This is a genomic window from Paenibacillus tundrae, from assembly GCF_030812775.1.
Classification (GTDB): Bacteria; Bacillota; Bacilli; order Paenibacillales; family Paenibacillaceae; genus Paenibacillus; species Paenibacillus tundrae_A.
In genome coordinates this window covers 58,161-81,695 of sequence record NZ_JAUSTI010000006.1, presented here as the reverse complement: position 1 = coordinate 81,695, position 23,535 = coordinate 58,161, and the positions used below count along the sequence as shown (strand labels likewise).

The following is a 23,535-nucleotide window of genomic DNA, read 5'->3' as shown; positions in this document are numbered from 1 at the left end:
TTTTTCACACCATCTTGGGCATGATAAAGTCACACCCTGTTACGAACGAAAAGACATCCGGAGCGGGCAAACCGCGCCGGACGTCTTGCTTAAAAAGTAACAAAAATTCGCCTCAAGGTCAATAGAGCTTACCACTGACAATGCTTGTAATACTTACTCGTCAGCTCTCGTTTTTTCCACAATTTTATCTACGATGGACGGAGTCATTGCAGATTCGCTCTGTTGTACAGCAACTGGTGCAGCTGTTTTGGTTTTGGTAAGACCTTTAATCAACTGTTCAACATCAATTCCGGACACACTTTTGAGCATCTCTGGTGCTGTTGCCATCAGTTCAGTTACATAGTTACTAACACGCGTTGCTCCTTCGCCTTTACCAGTATCTACCACTGTCAATTTATCAATGGATGAGATTGGCTCTGCAATTTTGCCAGCCAGTTCAGGCAGCATTTTGACAATGATATCGAGCACGGCTGCTTCGCCGAACTTTTGGAATGCCTCAGCCAGCTTCTCTTTTGCTTCTGCTTCGGCAAGACCACGCAGACGGATAACTTCAGCATCCGCTGTACCTTTAGCACGCTCTGCATCTGCCATAGCCTGACCTTCGAGACGTTTCTGTTCTGCAGTTGCCTTCGCTTGAGTCTCAATCGAGTATTGCACCGCATCCGCTTCGCGCATTCTTTTCGCTTTGTCTGCTTCGGCAGCCTGCTCTACAGCGTAACGATCTGCTTCTGCTTTTTTCTTCACTTCAGCATCATATTGCTTCTCACGAACGGTAATCTCTTTCTCCTGCAAGTCAATTTCGCGTTCTTTACGAACCAATTCAACTTTCATCTGCTCTTCTACTACCGTCTGTCTAGCACGTGCTTCATGAATATGATACGCCTGATCGGCTTCCGCTTTGGCTGTATCCTGATCACGCTTAAATGCCGCAACTTTCAGTTCCTTTTCCTTCGCAGCTTCAGCGATATTGGTATCACGTAGCAATTCTGCCTTTTGCCCTTGTTCCTCCGCATTTGCCTTCTGAATACGAGCATCCCGCATTGCTTCGGCTTCTGCAATCTCAGCATCACGCTTAACGGCAGCAATTCTTGGTTTACCGAGGGCATCCAAATAACCTTGCTTATCTCGAACATCTTTGATGGTAAATGAAACAATCTGTAGACCCATCTTCTTCAGATCTCTTGCCGCTACGCCTTGAACTTCTTGTGCAAACCGATCACGGTTCCGGTATACTTCTTCTACCGTCATTGTACCGAGGATCGCCCGCAAATGCCCCTCTAATACTTCCTGTGCTTCGCCTCTAAGCGATTCTACTGGTTTACCAATGAATTGCTCAGCTGCGGTAGCAACGTCTTCTACAGCGCCTCCAACTTTGATGATCGCGACACCGTCTGCAATAACCGGTACACCCTGCTCGGTGTAAACCTCTGGTGTGGAGACATCCAGCTTGTGAGACAACAATGAGATAAACTCGGATTGCTGGAATACAGGCAGAATAAATGCACCGCCACCACGAACGATTTTAATCTTTCGACCTGACTCATCCTCAGAAATATTCTTGCTACCCAGGAATGAACCCGTAACGATCATCGCTTCGTCTGGTCCGACCGTTTTGTATCTTGCCCAGAACGCCAAACCCAGAATCAAAATTACACCAACCACAATAACCGGAATCGACAATAATTCCCAATTCAAATCCATTCCACATCTCTCCCTTTAATCATTGATGAATGCTTCATCGTACTACTGTTTTTACTTACACATCTTTAAGTACATCATCTTCCCATTCCGACACTCGTAACACACCATCTACTACATCAATAATAACAACACGTGCTCCCGCCGCAATGGGACGATGTTCAAAACTGGATGCCGTTTGAATTGTACTGCCAGAGGCGAAACGGATCATTACTTCACCAAATCCTTTTTCCGGCACCGGAATCGTAATTTCTCCAATTTTGCCTGATAGATCCTTCATGGAGAATCCAATAGAGACATCGCTATTGCGCATCGGTTTGATATATGCAAAAAATACCAGCATAGCTGCAGTAATACCTATTAGCAGGGATAATATTAGACCCGTCATCGCACTTACCGAGCTATAACGTGTCAGCATAATGCCTGCCCCGCCAAAAGCTGTAATGGAACCAGCCAACACAACGGGTTTGAAAAAATCAACACCAGGTAACTCGAAGGCTCCATCCAGCAAGCCATCAATTAAGTCACCTAGCACAAGACTCACGACCGCAAATATGGCACCGCCGATGAGACAGCCCCAATAGATTGACTCCATTCCCCGTTCCTCCTCTCCTCTGTCGCAATCTCAATCCTAACTAGGCATTCCACATGTAAATAAATACGTACGAATCGGCAAAATGTTTCAAAATGTTTCCTCAAATGTATTCAGAAGCCGATAATGGGTATTATCATCATGTTCTTCAACTCATGCTTTACAATGCTCATTCAAGCTTAGGCATCCCATCTCACACATGTAAATTACATAAAAAAAACGCAAGTCTCCTCGAAGGAAACCTGCGGTTAATTATAGATCGTTATGCATGTATTCCCTGTTCAATTACAATTACAGAGAAGCTTTGTAGATGGATACAACATCTTCACGTTGTAGCTTTTTGAAATTACCGAATGGACCAAACAACATTGCTTTATCGGCCATTACATCGATTTGGCTGTCATCGATATCATAATCAGCCAAACGGTTAGGCGCTCCAATGGACGTCCAGAATTGGCTCAGTGCTTCAATGCCTTCTTCAGCTACCTGTCTGTCCGATTTACCTTCAGGGTTCACATCGAACACATTAATAGCCAGGCGTTTGAAACGATCCACTTTCACATTTAGGTTATGTTTCATCCAGTGCGGGAACAGGATTGCGAGTCCGCCACCATGTGGGATATCATACACAGCGGATACCGCGTGCTCAATGTTATGTGTTGCCCAGTCACCTGCAAGACCCATGTTAAGAACGCCGTTCAAAGCCATCGTTCCGCAGTACAGGATCGTTTCACGTAGCTCGTAATTCTCCAGATCATCAACAAGGCGAGGTGCTGCATCCATTACTGTACGAAGAATGGTCTCACAGAATCCGAGCTGTACCGGTGTATTGGCATCTAGATGGAAATAGTGCTCAAGCACGTGCGACATCATATCAACCATGCCATAGACCGTTTGATCACGAGGCACCGTGTATGTATTAACTGGATCAAGGATTGAGAATGCTGGGAATGAATGCGCACTACCCCATCCTAATTTCTCCTGTGTATCTTGATTCGTAATAACGGAACCGGAGTTCATCTCGGAACCTGTAGCTGCCATCGTCAACACTGTACCAAGCGGGAGAGCATCTTGTGCTACAGCTTTACGCTGTGCAAAGTCCCACATATCGCCATCATACTTCGCACCAACAGCGATTGCTTTGGCACAGTCGAGTACACTACCGCCACCAACAGCCAGTACGAGGTCAATGTTATTCGTTTTGCAGAGGTCTACCCCTTTGTGAACTGTCGAAAGACGTGGGTTAGGCTCTACGCCTGCCAGTTCAGTTACTTCTGCGCCAATTTCGCCCAGCAAGCCGATGACTTGATCATACAAGCCACTACGTTTGATGCTACCGCCACCATATACAAGCAAAACCCGTTTGCCGTATTTCGGAACTTCCGTCTTCAACGCTTCTAGTTGTCCTTTACCGAAAATCAAGCGGGTTGGATTATAAAATTGAAAAGATCTCATGATCTATATCGCCTCCATTGGAGATTTATATTTGTAACGCAACTCCCATTATAGTACCCCATATCTAGAAAAACAAATCTATAGATGCTAACTTTATAACAATCCGTTAATCTGCAAATGCGCTCGGAACATTTCAGTGGAGGAAGGCAAATCCTCAGATGGTGTCCAAGTTTCGGAATCCCATAAGCCTGCCTGTTTAAAGGCACGTGGACAATGGATAAAGCATTCTTCCACGTCGACAATAACAGCCGCACCAATCGTTTTACCGTTCCAATTCATACTCTCGATAAATTCTGCATCTTTGGTAATGGAGGCTGTCCCATTGATGCGCAGCACTTCGTTCATACCCGGAATCAAGAAAAGCATGCCCACTCCTGGGTTAGATAATATGTTAATTAATGAGTCAATACGGCGATTACCTGGCCTTTCAGGATAGACTAAACGATATGGATCTAACACTCTCACAAATCCTGCTTGATCTCCCCGGGGAGATACATCACTGTTCCCATCTTGATCGGACGTAGATAAGAAAAACAAGGGTGACATGGATACAAAATTCTGAACATGCGAATCTACATAGGAGATTGCCTTATTACGTACATGTTCATGCGGTTCCCCCACCATGCTTTGCAATTCGTTTGCATCTGTAAGCAACGGAATATTCAATGCCTGCTTCTCCAATTATTCGTCCCCGTTTCTTCATAGTCATTGTGATCCTACACACTTCTTCCCATTATACATGGGTGAGAATCCCATTCCAAACGATCAGCAAACACCAAAAGCACTCGCTCCTGATTGAGCGGGTGCTTTGGATTTCATAGATATTTATTTTCCTAAGAAAGAAATATCTAAGTTATTCGGTATAACCCATGCTAGTTACAAATCGACGGAACGCCTGACGTCCAGCTTCATCATGTTTGTACACACCTGCATGTTCTAGAATCTCAGCAAATTTCAAACCAACTTGTTGCTGCACAAGCGTAACGGCTTCCTCTTTGGTTAGGTTAGCACCGTGGCTCTGCTTCAATTCTTCCGTCCAGCGTAGATGCTTGTTCAAATCATGATCCACAGCCTGTGCCGCCTCGGCCAGCTCGTTGTCTCCTGCCAAAATATTAGCAATCCCGTCCAACTCTTCTTTCAGACGCCCTGGCAGAATCGCAAGACCCATGACTTCAATGAGTCCGATGTTCTCCTTCTTCAGGTGATGCATCTCACGATGCGGGTGGAAAATCCCTTCAGGATGCACATCATTCGTCCGGTTGTTACGTAGAACAAGATCCATCTCATAACCACCGTCTGCACTACGACGAACAATCGGTGTTACCGTGTTATGTGGTACCTGTTCTCCGTCCACATCGCTGAATGCTTCAATATCCACTGTAGAATCACTGTAGACCTTCCAAGCTTCATACACAGCATTACCTGCTTCAAGCAGCTCTGCTGGGTCGTGGGAAGCCAATCGCATAACAGACATCGGCCATTTCACGAGACTCAGCGTAAGTCCAGGTGCATTCGCATGGCGGAAGACTGCCTCAGGCTGTGCATTTTGGATCGCAAACGTATGACGTCCACCTTGGAAGTGATCATGCGTTAGGATTGAGCCGCCTACGATCGGTAGATCCGCGTTAGAGCCGATAAAGTAATGTGGGTACTCCCCAACAAAAGCGAGCAGTCTGCGTAGCGTGTCTTTGGTTAGTTTCATCGGTACATGATCATGATGGAAAATAATGCAGTGCTCGTTGTAGTACACATATGGCGAGTATTGGAACAACCAAGGCTCACCGTTCAGCTCCAACGGAATCACACGCAGGTTTTGACGAGCGGGATGGTTCACCCGACCCGCATAACCTACATTTTCACGACACAACTGACATTTCGGATAGACCGGTGGTGGCAGTAATTTTGCCATTGCGATTTCTTTCGGACTTTTCTCCGGTTTCGAAAGATTGATAGTAATCTCCATATCGCCGTAAGCCGTATCCTGTGTCCAGTAAACGTTCTTCGCGATCCGATCCATCCGGATATAGTTAGAGTGAATCGACAGCTCGTAAAACTGCTTGGTTGCTGCCTCAATGCCTTCGGCCTGCTCCGTATGACGGAAAGCACGAACGACCTCTGATGGACGAGCCATAAGATGGCCCATAATTTTAGCATCTAACAAATCACGGTACGTATCTGTATTTTCAGGGATAAGACCAATGGTGAATCCATAATCAATCAATGTATCCAACATGGCCTGTGGACCATCGGGTACAGTATTATCTAATACTCCAGCATAAGGTTCCGAGAATCCGAACTGTTCCAGCAAGAGATTACGGCTATAATCCCAATCTGCTTCTTCAATCAGCTTGTTGTGCAGAGCAAATGCAACCAGACGTTCAATGGCATGCAGTGCTTCCTGCTGCTCGGGTGTCCGCTCTGTGGCACCTGCTGCATTATGAGTCTGTGACATATGGGTATTCGCCTCCTAATTTTTCCCGTAGCCATTAGGGTGAGATTGGTGCCAGCCCCAAGCGCTCTGAATAACATCTTCCAGGTTGGTACGTGTTGGGTTCCAGCCCAGTACGGATCTTGCTTTAGCAGACGAAGCAACCAGAACTGCTGGATCACCTGCACGACGCGGCTCTTCTACAACCGGAATATCCAATCCAGTTACTTTCTTAGCTGTATCGATGACTTGTTTAACTGAGAATCCTGTGCCGTTACCAAGGTTAAACACGTTGCTGCTCTCGCCTTTACGAAGGTAATCTACAGCCCGCAAATGTGCATCTGCAAGATCACTCACGTGAATGTAGTCACGGATACATGTTCCGTCCTCAGTGTCATAATCGTCACCAAACACAGCGATATGTGAACGTTGTTTCAGTGCTGTTTGCAACACGAGTGGGATCAAGTGACTTTCCGGCTGGTGATCTTCACCGATTTTGCCGCTGTCATGAGCGCCGGCTGCATTGAAGTAACGCAGGGATACATACTTGATATCCTGTACTTTATCGAACCAAGACATCATGCGCTCCATCATGAGCTTCGTTTCACCGTATACACTGGTTGGTTCTGTACGGTCGCTCTCTTCAATAGGCACCTTCTCAGGCTCACCATAAGTTGCTGCCGTAGAGGAGAACACAATCTTACGCACATTCGCTTCGTTCATTGCTTCCAGCAAGCACAGTGTACCGAAGACATTGTTGTCATAGTATTTAACCGGAGCTGTCATACTCTCGCCTACCAGCGAGCTTGCTGCAAAGTGAATAACTGCGTCAATCGAGTTCTCTGCGAACAGCTTTTTCAGAATCGCTTTGTCACGAAGATCTCCTTCATACAATGTACCACCGAGTAATGCTTCGCGATGCCCTGTTTGCAAGTTATCCAGAACAACAACCTCTTCACCACGTTCCAACAAAGCCGCTACCGTATGCGAACCAATATATCCTGCTCCACCTGTCACCAAAATTGCCATTTTACTTCGCCTCCTTCAATTCTTTAACACCGTCGCCTACTCCGCACACATAAAACTCACCTTTGAGGCTCGTACGTGCTTCATACGCTGCCCCAACTTCACTAACAAAACGCTCTACATCATCTTCATGCACCAGAGATACTGTACAACCGCCGAATCCTGCACCTGTCATTCGAGCACCAAGTGTACCTGGAATTCGCTGAGCTTCTTCCACCATAACATCCAGTTCTTCACAGCTTACTTCATACAAAGAACGAAGCGATTCATGAGAAGCATTCATCAGTTTACCAAAGGTTACGAGGTCGTTCTCGCGCAAAGCTTCTACCGAAGCCAATACACGTGCATTTTCTTCGACGACGTGTTGTGCACGCTGTCTCACTTTCTCATCTGTAATCTGATCTTGAAGTGTTACGAACTGCTCTGGCGTCAATTGCGCCAGGTAATTCAGTGCAGGCAGCTGTTCCTTCAAAATGGCAAGTGCCTGCTCGCATTGGGAACGACGTTCATTATAAGCCGAATCCACCAAACCACGACGTTTGTTCGTGTTACCAATAATCAGTTTATAGGAACCTGTACGGAAAGGCACCTTCTCGTATTCAAGGGTATCACACATCAGCAGAATCGCATGATCCTCTGCACCGTTGGCAACAGCAAACTGATCCATAATTCCGCAGTTGACGCCAACAAATTCATTCTCCGCCTTCTGTGACAGCAGTGCTAACTGCACCGTATCGATTTCGGACACGCCTTCTAATGATTGGATCGCATATCCAGTGAGAACTTCCAATGAAGCAGACGATGAAAGTCCTGCACCATTTGGAATTTCGCCGTGGAATAGGAAGTCGTACCCTTTCGTTACCTTCACACCTTTGCCTGCAAGCTCAACCATGACACCAACAGGATAGTCCGTCCATTCACCTGTTTTCTCTTCTCCAACAGAAGAAGTGGTCAACGTTCCTTCGTAGGACATGTTCGTGGAGGCCAGTTGCAGCTTGTTGTCCTCTCGCTCCCGAATAACCAATGTTGTACCAAATTCAAGTGCTGCCGGAAGTACATATCCGCCGTTGTAATCGATATGCTCACCGATCAGATTCACACGACCAGGGGCATGAAATACACGGATGTCCGCTCCACTTTCTCCGTATTTATCGATAAACTTTTGTTTCAATTCATTTATGTTCACCGCTGCTGCACCTCATCTCAATGTTGTAGGTTTTCTTAATGTTATTATATAAGAAAGCGATACCTCTTGAAATGCAACCATGTGTGTTTCATATGGATAAATGTGACCTTAACACGTATAATGGAGCAAATAACACATTCTTAATGTAGATAGAAAGAAGGCTTGTACTCATGACTGAGTCCCGATCGGAGCAGACCCCAAACCCGCCAAACACGAAGCTACAAGAGACGTCGGGCAAAAGTGGTGCTCTTAGTTATTCGGTGGCCTCCAATCCCGTATATTATGAAAGAGGCGCACTACATGTCCTGTTTGCAGGAGCAAGTCAGACATTACCAGGACACGCCCTTGGGCCAAAATTGTACGATTATTACCTATTACATTATGTAGAGAAGGGTGCCGGTACATTCCGTACAGAACTGCATTCATACGAGTTAGCCGCAGGAGACTGCTTCCTTATTCATCCTGGTCAATTGGTTAGCTACCAATCTCATGCTCGTAATCCATGGCAATATCGCTGGATTGCCTATACGGGAACTCAAGCGAGCCAGCATACAGAAGCAGCTGGATTTCGCCCGGAGAAATCTGTGTTTCATGCTGGGACAGCATGCGGTATTGCAGACTGGCTGTCTGTCATGCAGGAGGCTTTTGCTCAGCGCAAAGAAAGCTCTCATTTCACCTCTCTGGGCACACTGTATATGATTCTCGCTGAAGCGCAAAATCACCTTGCTGAGGTTCAAACTTTAATTCCAGGTGAATCTTCAATTCGCAGAACCGTTAAACAAATGATCCAATACATGTCGACCCAGTATGCCTATCCGGTCTCCATTGAACAGATGTCAGCCAGTCTAGGTTATAATCGCGCCTATCTATCGCGTATATTCAAACAAGAAACCGGCTTAACTCCGGTAACGTATCTACTCAAGCTACGCATCGATAAATCGCGGCAGTTACTGCGCGAACGACCAGACCTATCGATTGAACAGATCTCTGACTCTGTAGGGATCGCGGATGCGCTTTACTTCTCCAAGCAGTTCAAACGATTTCACGGTGAAGCCCCTAGTCTATACAGGGAGAACATACTCTCGAGAAGTAACGGAGCCAAGAAAACATAAGAAAAATGCTTAACGTTGTACTTTCACAGAAGACTGACCGCGTTTAGTTGTGGTTTTTCTTGCGCTAATTGAATTTGTTCAGCTCCGCTGAACACGTATACATTTTATAATCCAAAAAAAGGTGCATCCACGCCGATATGGCTAAGATGCACCTTTTTCACTTCATTTATTTCAAGCATAACTTCGGTCTCCAAATTTCTATGAAGTACATGGTTCAAAAGCTTACTTTTGGAATAAACTCTATTAGGAATGCATAGAAAGAGCGAGCTTATTGCTTATCACCATGCTCAGGACGAAGGATGGATTCAATGCGCTCCAATTCCTCCGTAGAGAAATCCAGTTGGCTTAGCGCTGCCACATTCTCCTCAATCTGAGCAGGGCGACTTGCACCGATCAATGCAGAAGTCACTTTGCCATTCCGCAGCACCCAAGCGAGTGCGAACTGAGCCAGACTCTGACCACGTGCAGCCGCAATTTGATTAAGCGCACGAACTTTTCGCAGCGTCTCTGGCGAGATGTTATTTTCATTTAGAAATACAGATGGTCCTTTTGCACGAGAATCCTCAGGAATACCATTCAGGTACTTGTTCGTGAGCAACCCTTGAGCAAGTGGACAAAAGGCGATACTACCCGCACCATATTCCTCCAGGACATCCTGTAACCCATCTTCAATCCAACGATCCAACATCGAATATTTAGGTTGATGAATCAAAAGCGGTGTCCCTAGTTCCTTGAGAATTCCTGCAGCTTGCTTAGTCTGTTCTGCAGGGTAATTCGAGATCCCTACATAGAGGGCTTTACCCGAACGCACGATATGGTCAAGAGCCATCATCGTTTCTTCCAGTGGTGTTTCCGGATCATAGCGATGGGAATAGAATATATCGACATAATCAAGTCCCATTCGTTTCAGACTCTGATTCAGACTAGATACGAGATTTTTGCGGGAGCCCCATTCGCCATAAGGCCCAGGCCACATATAATACCCAGCCTTGGTGGAGATGATAAGCTCGTCTCGATAGGGCTTCAGATCCTGTGCCAGCACCTGTCCAAACAATTGCTCTGCTGATCCAGCTGGAGGTCCATAATTATTGGCAAGGTCAAAGTGTGTAATACCTAGATCAAATGAACGCGTAATCATGTTACGTCCATTCTCTGCATTATTAATACCACCGAAATTATGCCAAAGTCCAAGTGAAATAGCCGGCAGTTTCAATCCGGAACGTCCAACTCGATTATATTTCATTACCTCGTAGCGTGTATCGCTGGCCACGTAGACCATATTGAATCCCTTCTTTCCCCAGATTCCGCTTCTATTCATCCGGCACCATACCGGAGCGTGCGGTTATTTAATTTTGCTTTCTAACCCAGAAGCTGGTCCACAGTATTCATTACCTCACCGATCGGTTCAGTAATCAGTAAATCAGCCTGACGATCATACGCGGTAGGTGTAGCGTTAAGCAGTACGGTATGCTTGCCTTGAAAGTACGTAATAAGTTGGGCTGCAGGCTGTACCGTGAGTGATGTTCCCCCCACCAATAATAAGTCCGCTGTAGAGATCGCATCCACTGAAAGATACAACGTATTCTGATCCAGCTCCTCTTCGTACAGCACCACATCTGGCTTGACTACCCCTCCGCAGGAGATACAGCGGGGAACGATATCCTGAGAACGAATGATATCATCAAGCGAGTAGAATCGTTTACAATCCATACATGCATTGCGATGAACAGATCCATGCAATTCAAGTACGTTCTTACTACCAGCCTTCTGATGTAAACCGTCGATATTTTGCGTGATAACCGCTTGCAGACGCCCTTCATTCTCCAAGCGTGCAAGCAATCGATGGCAGCCATTCGGCTCGGCTTGTGGATGGAGCATCTTCCCCCGATAAAAATCATAGAAGATATCCGCGTGCTGATTAAAAAAATGACGGCTCAGCAGTTCCTCCGGTGGATAAGGTGAATGCTGCTCCGTTTGATACAGGCCTGCGGCAGAACGAAAGTCGGGAATTCCGCTTTCTGTTGAAGTCCCTGCCCCGCCAAAAAAGACAATTTTCGTACTTTCCTGAATCCAAGAGACCAATTGTTCTGTTGCGTTCATCCTCTCTCTCCTCCTTCTATTGAAATGAACCGCTGAACCTTCAATTTTCGTTAGGAAACAAGCCTAGCTCCTCATAAGCTCGGATAATGACATCGGCATCATGTAAATGGTCAGTAGCTTGATCTTGTGGGCAGAACCCAATAACGCAAGATGCCCCTGCACTACGTCCCATCTGCATATCCCCGTTACTGTCACCAATAACAATCGCTCGATCAGGACGAATATGTAATTCCTTACAAGCCAGCATAACCGATTCTTGATCCGGTTTACCTAATGTAACCCGATCAGAGCCAACGATGGATGTAAAAAAGGATCGTATCCCCATCCAATCCAGATGTGTCTCCGCTGCTGCGGTGCTGTCAGAGGTTACTACCGCCATCGGAATGGATGCATCTCTGCATTGCTGCAAAAATGGTAGAAGACCTGTCATAGGCTCTGCAAGCTTATTTTGACGCACTTCTCGCATAGCTACACTTGAGAACTTGCGAATCATCGTGATTGATTCGTTCCATGGGATGCCAGCAGCATACAACTGTCCAGCCAATAATCCATTGCTTTCATCTACTGTAGCAATCACGAATGGCCCCTGTGGATCGTATCCGATGATCTTGCCTGCACCGTCATGCTTCGTGCCTAACACGTCACCACGATCAACTGTAAACGTGGCCCCCCGTTCGGTAAGTGCCTCTTCCAATTGACGTAACATGGTCTCCGCCCAAGGCCCCCATAGATGCAGGAACTCTAGTAAAGTTCCATCTTTGTCAAAGAGAATGCCCTCACAGGGGTACGATACATCGTGCACGTGAAGCTTAAAGGTCATATGATTTCCGTTTCCTCCCTTAGTACCATCGAATCTATTGAATGTCCTGCAGCCAATCCAAAACCGTTTTTACCGTCTGTGTTAACTGCTCTTCTTCACTGATTCCAGGTTCTCCATCACCACTCTGGTGACCATAATCACCGAATTGGGAGTGATTTCCTCCTTCAATGGTATAATACACGGTATCTTCAGGTAAGTAAGCACGCCCACTTTGATATTTCGTCGAATTTACAACTTCATCATTTGTTCCCAGAATAGACAATGCTGGAATGTCTAATGATTTCACACTACCTTTTTCATCTGGATAAGATGCTAAGAAGAATATGCCTTGAAGTGCATCAGGATGGGCAGCTGCATATCGCGCAGCCATTGAACCACCTAAAGAGTGTCCACCCATGACGAATGCTTCGTCAGGATATGCATTCCGAATCTCATCAGCTAGATCCTGTTTCAGCACCGCCAGATTGACAGGCATTTTGGCAATAATGGTATGATGGCCTGCTTCCGCTAACTTATGGGCGAACGGTGCATAACTTTCCGGTTTAACCAATCCACCCGGATAGAAAATAACGCTCACACCTTCAGGCTTTTCAGGAGCAAAATCAATCCACTTCTCTTGCTCACTAACCGTGACCTGATCCGCAGTTTCCATAGCCGTTTGAGCTATTTCCTGTGGACCATAAGGGGTTAACAGTTTATAACCAACATATCCTAAACCAATGACAATGAGCGCCAGAAGAACGAGCAGGAATTTCCATATGCCCCTTTTCTTGCGCCCTGTGTTGTACCGATTCCTATTTCTCAACTTCATTCACCTTTCTTCGCTTCCGCAGGTGCCGCGGCTCGCAAGAATGAGAGCCTCATACGTACCGGCTCCCATTCTCCGCATATTCATCCTATTCGGCTTTGGCCTTACGATAAGCGTCCATATATTGTTCCGCTTTGCGACGGACATGACTCAAGTCCCCCGTTTTTACTGCTTCGGTCGTCAAGTCGGAACCAATTCCTACCGCTACCGCGCCACCCTTGATCCAATCACCCAAGTTAGACAAAGAAACCCCACCTGTTGGCATAAAATTCGCCTGCGGCATTGGGCCTTTCATTGTTTTGATAATTGAAGGATCATACAGATTACCTGGGAATAATTTCACAATGTCAACGCCAAGTTCCAAAGCACGTTGAACATCTGCAATCGTCATCACACCTGGCAAAATAGGGATACGATACAAGTTGCAGATCTGAACGGTATCTGGATTCAGAGATGGCCCAACGACGAATTCAGCACCTGACATAATAGCTGCACGCGCTGTTTGGGGTTCTAGAACGGTACCTGCACCAATAATGGCAAACTTCTCAGGATCCTGTGTATTCCAATGATAGACACGACTTAATTTCTCAATCGCTTTGAGGGCACTGGGAACTGTCATGGTGATCTCAATGACTTTGATCCCACCAGCAATGGCTTGTTCCGCCATAGCGATAACTTGATCGGCAGAATCCGCACGTAGGACGGCAACGACGCCGTTGTCCGTTATTTTTTGCAGTAGCTGAAGCTTCTTCATTTCATTCTCTCCCTTTTCAATGTGATCGTCATGGCAATCCTTACATTCAGAACGAAGATGAGACATTCATGATATCAGCAGCGACTAGCGCTCAACATGAGCTACGTTGTTCAGCTTAGCCTCTACTTGCTCCCACGTCGGGAGTGCTTCCCAGTCCCCCACAGCCTGTATCACCATAGAACCTGTCAGGTTTCCTAGTCGAGTAGCTTCTTGAGGGGAATACCCTTTGATAATGCCTGACAGAAATCCTGCACAGAAACCATCACCCGCTCCGACCGTATCCAGCACATGATCCGCTTTGAAGTACGGAACTTCCGTTAGGGTACCATTCACTAATACATAGGTCAAATCAGGACCGCCTTTCACAATACAGACTGCGTCCAGAGCAGATAAACGATCAAGCACCTTTTGATCATCTTCTTCGTTGTATAACAGCTTCATCTCATCCAGACCAGGCAAGAAATAATCCGCCTGTTCAGCCAGCCGAAGGATAACAGGGCGTGCTTCTTCAATCGACCAGAGCTTTAAGCGCAGATTCGGGTCAAAACTCACCTTCACACCAGCTTGCTTGGCGATATGTATAGCAGCTTCAACGGTAGCAAGACCTGTTGGACTGATCGCCGCTGTAATGCCAGTGACATGCAGGATTTGTGCACCTGCGATATAGTCCTGATCAAGATCCTGAGGTGTCATCGCGCTGGCAGCAGATAGTTTCCTATAATAATGAACCGATGCTTTCCCGGAAGCGTTCTCACGAATCATCAGACCCGTAGGTTCCGTATCACTTAGGGTTACTCTAGATACATCTACACCTTCACCACGAATCGCCTTCAAGATCATACTCCCTAATGCATCTCTACCAAGTCGTCCAAACCAGCCGCTTGTATGGCCAAGACGTGCGACACCAATCGCCAGATTGCTCTCTGCTCCACCAAATGATTTATCTAATGAAGCCGCGTATTCCAATCCACGAGTATCCTTCGCGGTCAAAAGCCCCATACTCTCACCAAACGTGATAATATCAGGGCTATGGCTCGTTTTCGTTGACATATTTCATCCCTCCTTATATTTACAGTTTCTCATCTTCTTGTACCATTGTCATCCCGTATGCAAGCGTTGTCAATCCCAAAGCGTTCATTTTGTTGTCACAGCTTGATGAAAGGATAACGCTTTCTATTGTGAAAAATATCACAATAGATTAACCACTTTCATATTACCCTTATTGCAGAAGCACGTTTTGCATACAAAGGGGTAACAGGAGGCTGCATCATGAACATTCGGACAACACATCGTGATGATCCAGATTCATTTTTTTACAATTTAAGATTCATGCTCATCGTCTGTGTTCTTGTAGGGAACGCGCTTGAACCAATTATTACACGTTTTGCCGGGGCAGAGACATTGTTCCTGTGGATATATACGTTTCACATGCCACTGTTCGTGTGGGTAACCGGGTATTTTGCTAGACACACTCTTCAAGGAGAATCCGGTAAACGAGTGCTTCAGCACATCGCCATCCAGTATGTACTATTTCAATCCTTGTACGCATTGATGGATTTCACGGTGTTCCATACGCCACATATGCGCTTATCTTTTTTTGCACCCTACTTGTTATTATGGTTCCTAGCCAGTCATTTCTGCTGGAGACTCTTACTTCGGGTTACCTTATCTTGGAAACCGATCTACCGGTTGATTGGCTCCATTATTCTTGGAATCATCGTTGGGTATCTACCTGTAGACGGTTTCTGGCTCAGCTTCTGTCGTACGTTCGTTTTCCTTCCGTTCTTTATCATTGGTTATGACTACGGAACAGCCATTCGCTCCCATATAAAATCAAACTGGAGCCGTTATGTAGCTGCACTATTCTCAGTGGGTGTACTCATTTTGATTGGCGTAGGGGGGATCCCGCTCTCACCTGGCTGGCTGCTGGGAAGCATGACTTATGCTGAACTAGGTCATTCCGAATGGTATGCAGGCATCTACCGCCTAGGCATGTACGGTGTACAGTTTGGGTCAGCTGCATTATTTCTAGCTTGGGTTCCTACACTCACTTCTAGAATAACAGAAATGGGACGCCGCACCCTGTATGTGTTCCTGTTGCACGGATTCCTCGTTCGTCTGGTGATCTGGTCTGGCGTATACAATTATATGGAAAGCAGTTTATATATTCCGGTCATCATTGCGATCGCAGTCCTCTTTGCTGTTATGCTTGCACATCCGGGGGTCCGCCATACATTCAGACCGCTTATTGAACCCAATCTTTCGCGTTTCACCTTCCATCGTCAGGAGGTTTCCAAACGCTCTGCATGATTATACTGTTGTCCGAATCATTTTGTTTCAGCCTGCAAAGACCGTGGTAAATAGGCATACGCGCTACAAAAAACAACTTATGATCTAAGGAGTGATTTGTAATGGCACGTCCACAAACGTCTGAACACAAAATGACTCGCGAGGAAGCGGGACGACTAGGTGGTAAAGCTACCTCCAAAAAGTATGATCGCAGCTTCTACCAAACCATTGGTAAAAAGGGCGGTGAAGCGACCTCCGATGCCCATAACACAGACTTCTATAAAGAGATAGGGCGCAAGGGCGGGATCGCCACTTCCGAGACACATGATAAGGAATTCTACCGTGAAATTGGACGCAAAGGCGGAAGCAACTAACGTATCTTGAACATTTCAATCCGATATATATGAATAGCTGTGTTTCTAACTTAGAAGTCGAACTCCATGGATTTGGAAGCCGGCTTCTTTCTATTGATTGTAGAAATATGACGACGATTGTGATAGACTCTATAAAAAAACCGGGTTGTTCACGGGTTTAAAGCAGCAAAGAATTTCACAAACTACGGGAAGCTCGAACCGGCAATTGTCGGTCTATTTTTTTAGAGTACGGATGAAATTTAACGACAGAGCCACTGCCATTTTATTTCCATTCATGTTGCTCGAATACACTATATAATTTGGGGGGAAATACACCATGTCAGCCAATAAGATGCGTTCCGATATGATCAAAAAAGGTTTTGACCGTGCACCGCACCGCAGTTTGTTGCGTGCCGCAGGCGTTAAAGAAGAAGATTTTGGCAAGCCATTTATTGCCGTATGTAACTCTTACATTGATATCGTTCCTGGTCATGTACATCTGCAGGAGTTTGGTAAAATTGTAAAAGATGCAATCCGTGAAGCTGGCGGCGTTCCATTTGAGTTCAACACAATCGGTGTTGACGATGGGATTGCAATGGGACACATTGGTATGCGTTACTCCCTTCCAAGCCGTGATATCATTGCCGATTCCGTTGAGACGGTAGTATCCGCTCACTGGTTCGACGGTATGGTATGTATCCCGAACTGTGACAAAATCACACCAGGTATGATGATGGGTGCACTTCGTTGTAATATCCCTACCGTGTTCGTCAGTGGTGGACCGATGAAAGCTGGTCGTGATAGCAACGGTAAAGCTCTCTCCCTGACTTCCGTATTTGAAGGTGTAGGTGCTTACCAAGCGGGTAAAATTGATGACAAGAGCTTGCTTGAGCTTGAACAGTTTGGCTGTCCAACTTGTGGCTCATGCTCCGGTATGTTCACGGCTAACTCCATGAACTGTCTTGCAGAAGCAATGGGACTGGCTATGCCAGGTAACGGAACCATTCTGGCGGTTGCTCCTGAGCGTCGTGAGTTTGTTAAACAATCCGCGAAACAATTGATGGAACTTATCAAACTTGACCTGAAACCACGCGATATCGTTACTGTCGAAGCAATCGATAACGCGTTCGCTCTGGATATGGCTATGGGTGGTTCTACCAATACAGTACTGCATACGTTGGCATTGGCTCATGAAGCAGGCATCGAATATCCAATCGAGCGGATCAATGAAGTAGCTAACCGCGTACCACATCTGGCTAAGCTTGCTCCAGCTTCTGATCTGCACATCGAAGATGTTCACAATGCAGGCGGCGTAAGTGCAGTTCTGAACGAATTGCTGAAGAAACCAGGCGCGATCCACGCTGATTGCATTACCGTAACAGGTAAAACGATCCGTGAGAACGTTGAGGGTCAAGAAATTCAGGATACCAACTGTATCCACACAATAGATAATCCACACTCCGAAAAAGGTGGACTGGCTGTATTGTTCGGTAACCTTGCACCTGAAGGAGCTATCATCAAAGTTGGTGCAGTAGATGCTTCAGTTGGCGGATATCACAAAGGTCCTGCAATCTGCTTCGACTCACAAGATGAAGCTCTGGCAGGCATTGCGAATGGCAAAGTTAAAGAGGGACATGTTGTAGTCATCCGTTACGAAGGACCAAAAGGCGGACCAGGTATGCCTGAGATGCTTGCTCCAACTTCCCAGATCGTTGGTATGGGTCTTGGTGCCAAAGTCGGTCTGATCACCGATGGACGCTTCTCTGGCGCATCCCGCGGAATCAGTATCGGACATATCTCCCCAGAAGCTGCTGAAGGCGGACCAATCGCCTTTGTTGAAGAAGGAGATATCATTGAGCTTGACCTGAACAACCGTATCATCGAGTTGCACATCAGTGACGAGGAGTTCGAGCGTCGTCGTGCAGGTTGGAAAGGCTTTGAACCAAAAGTGAAAACCGGATTACTGGCTCGTTACTCCAAACTCGTAACGAACGCAAGTAACGGCGGCGTGTTGAAAATCTAATTTAAATGGTTCCGTAACATTTATTAGAAACCATAATAAAAGGGTGATTGCATACCAATATGGTAAGCAATCACCCTTTTTTCTTTTACAAATATGAAGCAAAGAACATGGAGGTTGTACCTATACTTGTATTTACTCCTTATAATACATGAACTCTTATCGGACTTTTAAGGCACGCTTATCGCATTGGTGGAACGTTTTTTAATTCTGCTCCCGATAACAAATCCTGTTGAGGCTCCAACAATGTAGTCTTAACTTGCTCAACCGTCGCAGCAGCATAGCTTCTCGTTCCATAGTGCTGCAATAGATGTCCCATTGGCATGGCGATCACTTTAGGTACAAGCTGTTCGGAACGCTGTTTCAAACGCTTGGTTCCTGCAGGGTGAATGACACTGAGCAGTAATTTCAGATAGATCTTAGAAGCCGCGCTAAATGGTCCAGGAGGCAAATCCCGAACCGTAAAACCAAACTTCTCTGGACCACGATTAATCATGCTCACGCCATACAATGCTTTAGCTGAGCTAAGCTTCGGATCGGAAGAGATTTGCCGAGCCAAATCAGGTAACTGCTGCTCTATTGCACGAATCATACGAATCGCTAAGTGCATACTAGAACGTGAGGTCATGCCTAGTTCGAATAATTTTTTATTATCAAAATGAAGTTCAATTACTTGATCCCCGTTCTGCATCACATGTCCATCGGTCATCTCAACCATTGCACCATGATACACACGTGGGCGGTAATGTAATAACGGATCTTCTGGGGAAGCTGTTCTCAGATGATACATCCAGTGAAACACGTTCTCCCAGAGCAGCCATAACGCAACGATTCCTCTCTTCCAGCGGGATAACTGAACTTGAGATTGACTATTCTCTTGAGATTCACTCACTGTAGCGCCCCCTCCCATTAAGGTATCCACCCGCACACTATGCAACCCTCGTCTGTCAGCCTCTTGGAGCACAACCTGCAAAGCCTGAAGCATATGCTCTGGCGCTTGTGCATCAGCTCCCAACGTTGTACCGCGATCATGCAACAACATGACCTCGCCACCTTTTAGTTCCTTCAACATTCGTTCCGTTAGTTTCTGGACTCCTACTCGACTTTTCCAGTCTTCGAACATCGATGACCATAATATAATCTTCCGATCTTTTTGGCTAAAAAAATCAAACAGGTTCATGATGCCCCATGGTGGGCGGTAATAACAGGATTTTACCCCGGTCACTTCCTGAATAATCTGTCCCGTCTGCTGAATCTGCTTCCGAACGGTTCCCGGTCTCATTAACCAGTTCGTCTTGTGGATATAATTATGAATCCCGATCAGATGCCCTTCCTCATGCATTCGCCGGATTAGATCCCGATGATGGTCTGCATGCTCTCCAACTACAAAGAACGTCGCTTTGGCATCATATTGCTTAAGCAGTTGCAGCAGTCTTGGTGTATATACCGGATCCGGCCCATCGTCGAATGTTAGGGCAAACTCGGTCTGACTTTTTCCTCGCCTGAATACCCGAAACCCAAAAAGTCTACTAATCAAACTTGGAATAAAGGCGTAGAATGATGAAATATATAATGCCCACAAAAGTAGGCTATGAAGTAGGCTCGTCATGCTTCAATTCCCCGTCTCTCTCGCTGAATTATGGCTACCACTCTATCTGCTATGGAAAAGAAACCACCTATCATTTTATCACAATTCAGCCTTATCTTGAATCCTTTTTTCCAAAAAAGAGTATGATCGTGTACAATGAATGCATTCCTATTTTTACCTTATACATACGAAGGAGTAGAGCCTATGTTACCGTTATACAAAAAATATGGACGTACCGTCTTCGACATTGCGTTACTCGTGTTGACTGTTTATTTCATCATGTACGGTTTTAGCCGTTTGTATCAAATCGCTGCGCCTGTTTTTCTCTCCTTTATCGTGTATTGGATGATTGAACCGCTGGCTCGTTTTATCCATCGAAGAGGATTACCCAAAACGTTAGGTGCTGCTATTTCGGTTTTGTTATTTCTTGGGGTTATTGTTGCTCTGTTTTTTGGACTGGGTCTTATCATTATCTCGCAGGTCTCCAACCTGCAAGAAAATTTTCCATCCTATATTGAAATGGTGCAACAACAATTCACTAACCTTGTTCATTTCGCCCAAGACAAGTCGGATGCATTACCTGTAACCATTATGGACAAAGTGAACGAGTATTTCGCTACCCTGACAGGCTTTATATCGACATGGGTCACAAGCGGAGCTCATTATTTAATTGGATTCCTAAGCTCCTTCTCTTCATTTATTACCAACTTCGGGATCGCCATTATTCTCGCCTTTTTCCTTAGCATTGAGATTGAATCCTGGCGTAAGTTCGCCCGTGCCAAAACACCAAAAACATTAAAGCTGGCGATTGAATTCATGCGCAATCATGTGTTCAAAACCATTCGTTCCTATTTAAAAGCACAGATGATCATGATGTTAATCACCTTTGTATTGATCTATGCTGGACTATTGATCTTAGGAACAAGTAATGCCTTTACGATTGCGGCAATCTGTGCAATCTTTGACCTTGTTCCATTGCTTGGTGTTCCGGTTGTATTCATCCCTTGGATCGTCTATCTGTTTATTGTAGGAAACAGTACATTAGCCATCGGCCTAATTGTCCTACTCGCAGTAACGATGCTGACGCGACAGTTGCTAGAGCCCAAAATATCAGGTAATTCCATCGGTGTCTCTTCGGCTTACTTGATGCTCTCATTTATGCTTATCTCGCTCTCGATCTTCGGGCTTGCAGGTGTGGTATTGTCTCCCGTATTGTTAATTTTGCTCAAAGAACTTCTGCAACAAGGATATCTACAACAGTGGATTCACTTGCCAAAAGATGAGTTTGACTCCTCTCCACTCGTCATGGATACACCAGCTACCGGAGCCACAAATCATCCTACAGAAGATGCTGAACGTTATCACACCCCTTCTGCACAGGCTTCTCAACCTGGGGACGATGGTGATGATCCCTCTGCCAAGTAATCCATAATGCTGCGAAACAATGCAGTGGCTTGGTGAGAGCTTCCCGGAGCGACATGCTGAACTAATACAGCAACTGCATATTTGGGTTTCTCTACTGGCCCATAACCGATAAACCATTGATGATTCAGTTTATGACCTTGCTGCTCAACTTGAGCCGTTCCAGACTTCCCTGCAACATGCCATTTGGCGCGCTGCAGGGTTTTTCCTGTGCCATCTGTAACGACTCCTCTCATCCACTTTAACAATTGATGAGCGGTAGCTGGTGAGATCTGTCCCACAGGAGATAGCGAATCGTGTAAAGGCATCTCCAGCATCGTATCACCATCTGCATAACGTATGCGTTGAACTAACCTAGGTGCACTCACTTTACCATCATGCAAGAGAGTGACCATCAGATTGGCTGCTTGAAGAGGTGTGACCAGCGTATCACGCTGTCCAATCGAAGTCTGCACTTTAGCTCCTTCATCTTGTGAGGAAACTGCTCTAGTCCGAACTCGGCCTGCCTGTTCATGATCAAAGTGTCGCAGGATGGGCATTCCCCCAATATGCTTGTCCTCCCAACCAATGGTACGCGCAAGCCCTAGAGCATTGGCGGTACGTTCCAGTTGCTCCATGCTTAATCGGCGAGCCATCTCAGCAAAGACAATATTACAAGATTGAGCAAACCCTTCTTCTAGATGTAACGTTCCATGCCCATGCTCTTTCCAGCAAGATAGTCCGTATTTCCCCCATTCCCCGTCACAATGAAAGGTTTCCCGCGGAGATACAGCATGTGATTCAAGTGCCGCAGCGGCTGTGATGATTTTGAAAATAGACCCAGGAACGGCTCCTTGGATCGCACGATTCGCCCAAGATGATTCTGTCGGTTCCACATGTTGTGGCCTATACATGGGCACTGAGATCATCGCTCGCACATCAGCCGTAGCCGCATCCAGCACAACAACAGCTCCTTCACGGATACCTGACTGCTTCGCAATGTGCTCCAAACCCTGCTGGAGATCTATATCTACCGTCGTCTCGACGCGTAAAGGGTAATGGCTATTGGTTGGAGCGATAACTCGTGGCTGCATTTCAGGAATGATCTCACCAGAGCCTGTAACCATACGTGTCAGCAACGTAGGCCCCAGTCCCATCATCAAAGGCTCCAACGTCCTCTCTAGCCCCGCTGCTCCCGACTTTATCGCAAATGGTTGCTTTACTTCATTGATATGGGCTGTTGAAGATACAAGGCGATGAGGTTGCTCAGCTAGATACCCAAGCCATTGCATCCCTGTATCGTTCTGATCATACCGGCTCATCATCGGATAAACATATGCCCCCACATCCTTCAATTGTCTAATCTGGGTTACTTGTAAATCACTTAATACAACAGGCTGTTGATTGCCTGCTGTCCATAACCGAGGTGTATGGTCATGTTCCCATTCTTGTTGTAACTTCACGACATCTGTATGTAAAATAGCAGCTAACTGGTTCACCTTTGAATCTGTACGATGGATCGTTGCTGAACTGGTAACATGTTGATGTGGAAATAGAACAAGCACCCATTCCAATTTTCCCGTTAATGGCTTGCCTCTATAATCTGTAAATTGCCCTCGACCCGAATCCAGCATCACACCCCGTTCTCGCTGTAGCACAGACATCTCCCGTAATGAACGAGTGGTACCCGGAATTACCTGGTTCACTTGAATAATCTGAATCCAAGCTAGACGGAACAGAAGAATAGCAAAAACACCCGTCAAAAGCATACAGGCTACAAAGATTCTGCGTTTTAGGTGTACATTCATCGGGCTCATCCTTTAGCGTTTTAGCATAGTATGCTGCAAAGGACATGTATGTATCCAATAAATAACAAAAGACCTGTTCCATCATCGGGACAGGTCT

Annotated in this window: 20 protein-coding genes; 5 read left to right on the top strand and 15 right to left on the bottom strand. The window is 46.0% G+C overall.

What is annotated here, in order from left to right; genetic code table 11:
- Nucleotides 1–153: 153 nt before the first annotated feature.
- From floT to J2T19_RS12385, 7 genes are all read right to left on the bottom strand, one after another.
- Nucleotides 154–1,701, bottom strand: a complete 1,548-nt coding sequence (gene floT / locus J2T19_RS12415; RefSeq protein ID WP_307216083.1) for a flotillin lipid rafts scaffold protein FloT — start codon at nucleotides 1,699–1,701, stop codon at nucleotides 154–156.
- Nucleotides 1,702–1,756: 55 nt separating this feature from the next.
- Entirely contained in the window at nucleotides 1,757–2,293 is a 537-nt protein-coding gene (locus J2T19_RS12410) for an NfeD family membrane protein (protein WP_307216081.1), read from the bottom strand.
- 288 nt (nucleotides 2,294–2,581) lie between these two features.
- On the bottom strand, nucleotides 2,582–3,745 hold the full coding sequence (locus J2T19_RS12405; RefSeq protein ID WP_307216079.1) for an iron-containing alcohol dehydrogenase: 1,164 nt from the start codon (nucleotides 3,743–3,745) through the stop codon (nucleotides 2,582–2,584).
- 93 nt (nucleotides 3,746–3,838) lie between these two features.
- Nucleotides 3,839–4,411 carry an MSMEG_1061 family FMN-dependent PPOX-type flavoprotein gene (locus J2T19_RS12400; protein ID WP_370874863.1) on the bottom strand — a complete coding sequence of 191 codons (573 nt, stop codon included), beginning with the start codon at nucleotides 4,409–4,411 and terminating at the stop codon, nucleotides 3,839–3,841.
- 187 nt (nucleotides 4,412–4,598) lie between these two features.
- Nucleotides 4,599–6,197 (bottom strand): UDP-glucose--hexose-1-phosphate uridylyltransferase, encoded by a 1,599-nt coding sequence (locus tag J2T19_RS12395; protein ID WP_307216077.1) that lies wholly within the window; start codon nucleotides 6,195–6,197, stop codon nucleotides 4,599–4,601.
- Between the two features lie 15 nt (nucleotides 6,198–6,212).
- Nucleotides 6,213–7,202: a UDP-glucose 4-epimerase GalE gene (gene galE / locus J2T19_RS12390; RefSeq protein ID WP_307216076.1), complete on the bottom strand. Its 990-nt coding sequence runs from the start codon at nucleotides 7,200–7,202 to the stop codon at nucleotides 6,213–6,215.
- A gap of 1 nt (nucleotide 7,203) precedes the next feature.
- Nucleotides 7,204–8,385: a galactokinase gene (locus tag J2T19_RS12385; RefSeq protein WP_307216073.1), complete on the bottom strand. Its 1,182-nt coding sequence runs from the start codon at nucleotides 8,383–8,385 to the stop codon at nucleotides 7,204–7,206.
- Between the two features lie 170 nt (nucleotides 8,386–8,555).
- Here J2T19_RS12385 and J2T19_RS12380 point away from each other — a divergent pair, with 170 nt between their 5' ends.
- Nucleotides 8,556–9,497, top strand: coding sequence for an AraC family transcriptional regulator (locus J2T19_RS12380; RefSeq protein ID WP_307216071.1), 942 nt, complete (start codon nucleotides 8,556–8,558; stop codon nucleotides 9,495–9,497).
- Nucleotides 9,498–9,765: 268 nt separating this feature from the next.
- Here the strand turns inward: J2T19_RS12380 and mgrA are convergent, their stop codons facing one another.
- From mgrA to J2T19_RS12350, 6 genes are all read right to left on the bottom strand, one after another.
- On the bottom strand, nucleotides 9,766–10,776 hold the full coding sequence (gene mgrA / locus J2T19_RS12375) for an L-glyceraldehyde 3-phosphate reductase (RefSeq protein WP_307216069.1): 1,011 nt from the start codon (nucleotides 10,774–10,776) through the stop codon (nucleotides 9,766–9,768).
- An 80-nt stretch (nucleotides 10,777–10,856) separates the two neighbouring features.
- The gene (locus tag J2T19_RS12370; RefSeq protein WP_307216068.1) at nucleotides 10,857–11,597 is read right to left on the bottom strand and encodes an NAD-dependent protein deacylase; all 741 of its coding nucleotides are present in this window, start codon (nucleotides 11,595–11,597) and stop codon (nucleotides 10,857–10,859) included.
- 40 nt (nucleotides 11,598–11,637) lie between these two features.
- The gene (locus J2T19_RS12365) at nucleotides 11,638–12,417 is read right to left on the bottom strand and encodes an HAD family hydrolase (RefSeq protein ID WP_307216066.1); all 780 of its coding nucleotides are present in this window, start codon (nucleotides 12,415–12,417) and stop codon (nucleotides 11,638–11,640) included.
- 34 nt (nucleotides 12,418–12,451) lie between these two features.
- Nucleotides 12,452–13,228 carry an alpha/beta fold hydrolase gene (locus J2T19_RS12360; RefSeq protein WP_307216064.1) on the bottom strand — a complete coding sequence of 259 codons (777 nt, stop codon included), beginning with the start codon at nucleotides 13,226–13,228 and terminating at the stop codon, nucleotides 12,452–12,454.
- Nucleotides 13,229–13,313: 85 nt separating this feature from the next.
- Nucleotides 13,314–13,979, bottom strand: a complete 666-nt coding sequence (locus tag J2T19_RS12355; RefSeq protein WP_145408163.1) for a bifunctional 2-keto-4-hydroxyglutarate aldolase/2-keto-3-deoxy-6-phosphogluconate aldolase — start codon at nucleotides 13,977–13,979, stop codon at nucleotides 13,314–13,316.
- A gap of 84 nt (nucleotides 13,980–14,063) precedes the next feature.
- Complete coding sequence (locus J2T19_RS12350; protein WP_307216059.1) at nucleotides 14,064–15,029, bottom strand: sugar kinase; 966 nt, start codon at nucleotides 15,027–15,029, stop codon at nucleotides 14,064–14,066.
- Between the two features lie 219 nt (nucleotides 15,030–15,248).
- Here J2T19_RS12350 and J2T19_RS12345 point away from each other — a divergent pair, with 219 nt between their 5' ends.
- From J2T19_RS12345 to ilvD, 3 genes are all read left to right on the top strand, one after another.
- Nucleotides 15,249–16,289 carry an acyltransferase family protein gene (locus J2T19_RS12345; RefSeq protein ID WP_307216057.1) on the top strand — a complete coding sequence of 347 codons (1,041 nt, stop codon included), beginning with the start codon at nucleotides 15,249–15,251 and terminating at the stop codon, nucleotides 16,287–16,289.
- A 101-nt stretch (nucleotides 16,290–16,390) separates the two neighbouring features.
- Nucleotides 16,391–16,642, top strand: coding sequence for a KGG domain-containing protein (locus tag J2T19_RS12340; protein ID WP_307216055.1), 252 nt, complete (start codon nucleotides 16,391–16,393; stop codon nucleotides 16,640–16,642).
- A 316-nt stretch (nucleotides 16,643–16,958) separates the two neighbouring features.
- Entirely contained in the window at nucleotides 16,959–18,644 is a 1,686-nt protein-coding gene (ilvD, locus tag J2T19_RS12335; RefSeq protein ID WP_307216053.1) for a dihydroxy-acid dehydratase, read from the top strand.
- A 178-nt stretch (nucleotides 18,645–18,822) separates the two neighbouring features.
- On the opposite strand, the gene J2T19_RS12330 is transcribed toward ilvD, so the two are convergent.
- Nucleotides 18,823–20,178 carry a polysaccharide deacetylase family protein gene (locus tag J2T19_RS12330; RefSeq protein WP_307216051.1) on the bottom strand — a complete coding sequence of 452 codons (1,356 nt, stop codon included), beginning with the start codon at nucleotides 20,176–20,178 and terminating at the stop codon, nucleotides 18,823–18,825.
- Nucleotides 20,179–20,433: 255 nt separating this feature from the next.
- Here J2T19_RS12330 and J2T19_RS12325 point away from each other — a divergent pair, with 255 nt between their 5' ends.
- A complete protein-coding gene (locus J2T19_RS12325; RefSeq protein WP_307216048.1) occupies nucleotides 20,434–21,654 on the top strand; it encodes an AI-2E family transporter in 1,221 nt (406 codons plus the stop codon).
- Here J2T19_RS12325 and J2T19_RS12320 read toward each other — a convergent pair.
- A complete protein-coding gene (locus J2T19_RS12320; protein ID WP_307216046.1) occupies nucleotides 21,615–23,438 on the bottom strand; it encodes a peptidoglycan D,D-transpeptidase FtsI family protein in 1,824 nt (607 codons plus the stop codon). The genes J2T19_RS12325 and J2T19_RS12320 overlap by 40 nt on opposite strands.
- Nucleotides 23,439–23,535: the final 97 nt, after the last annotated feature.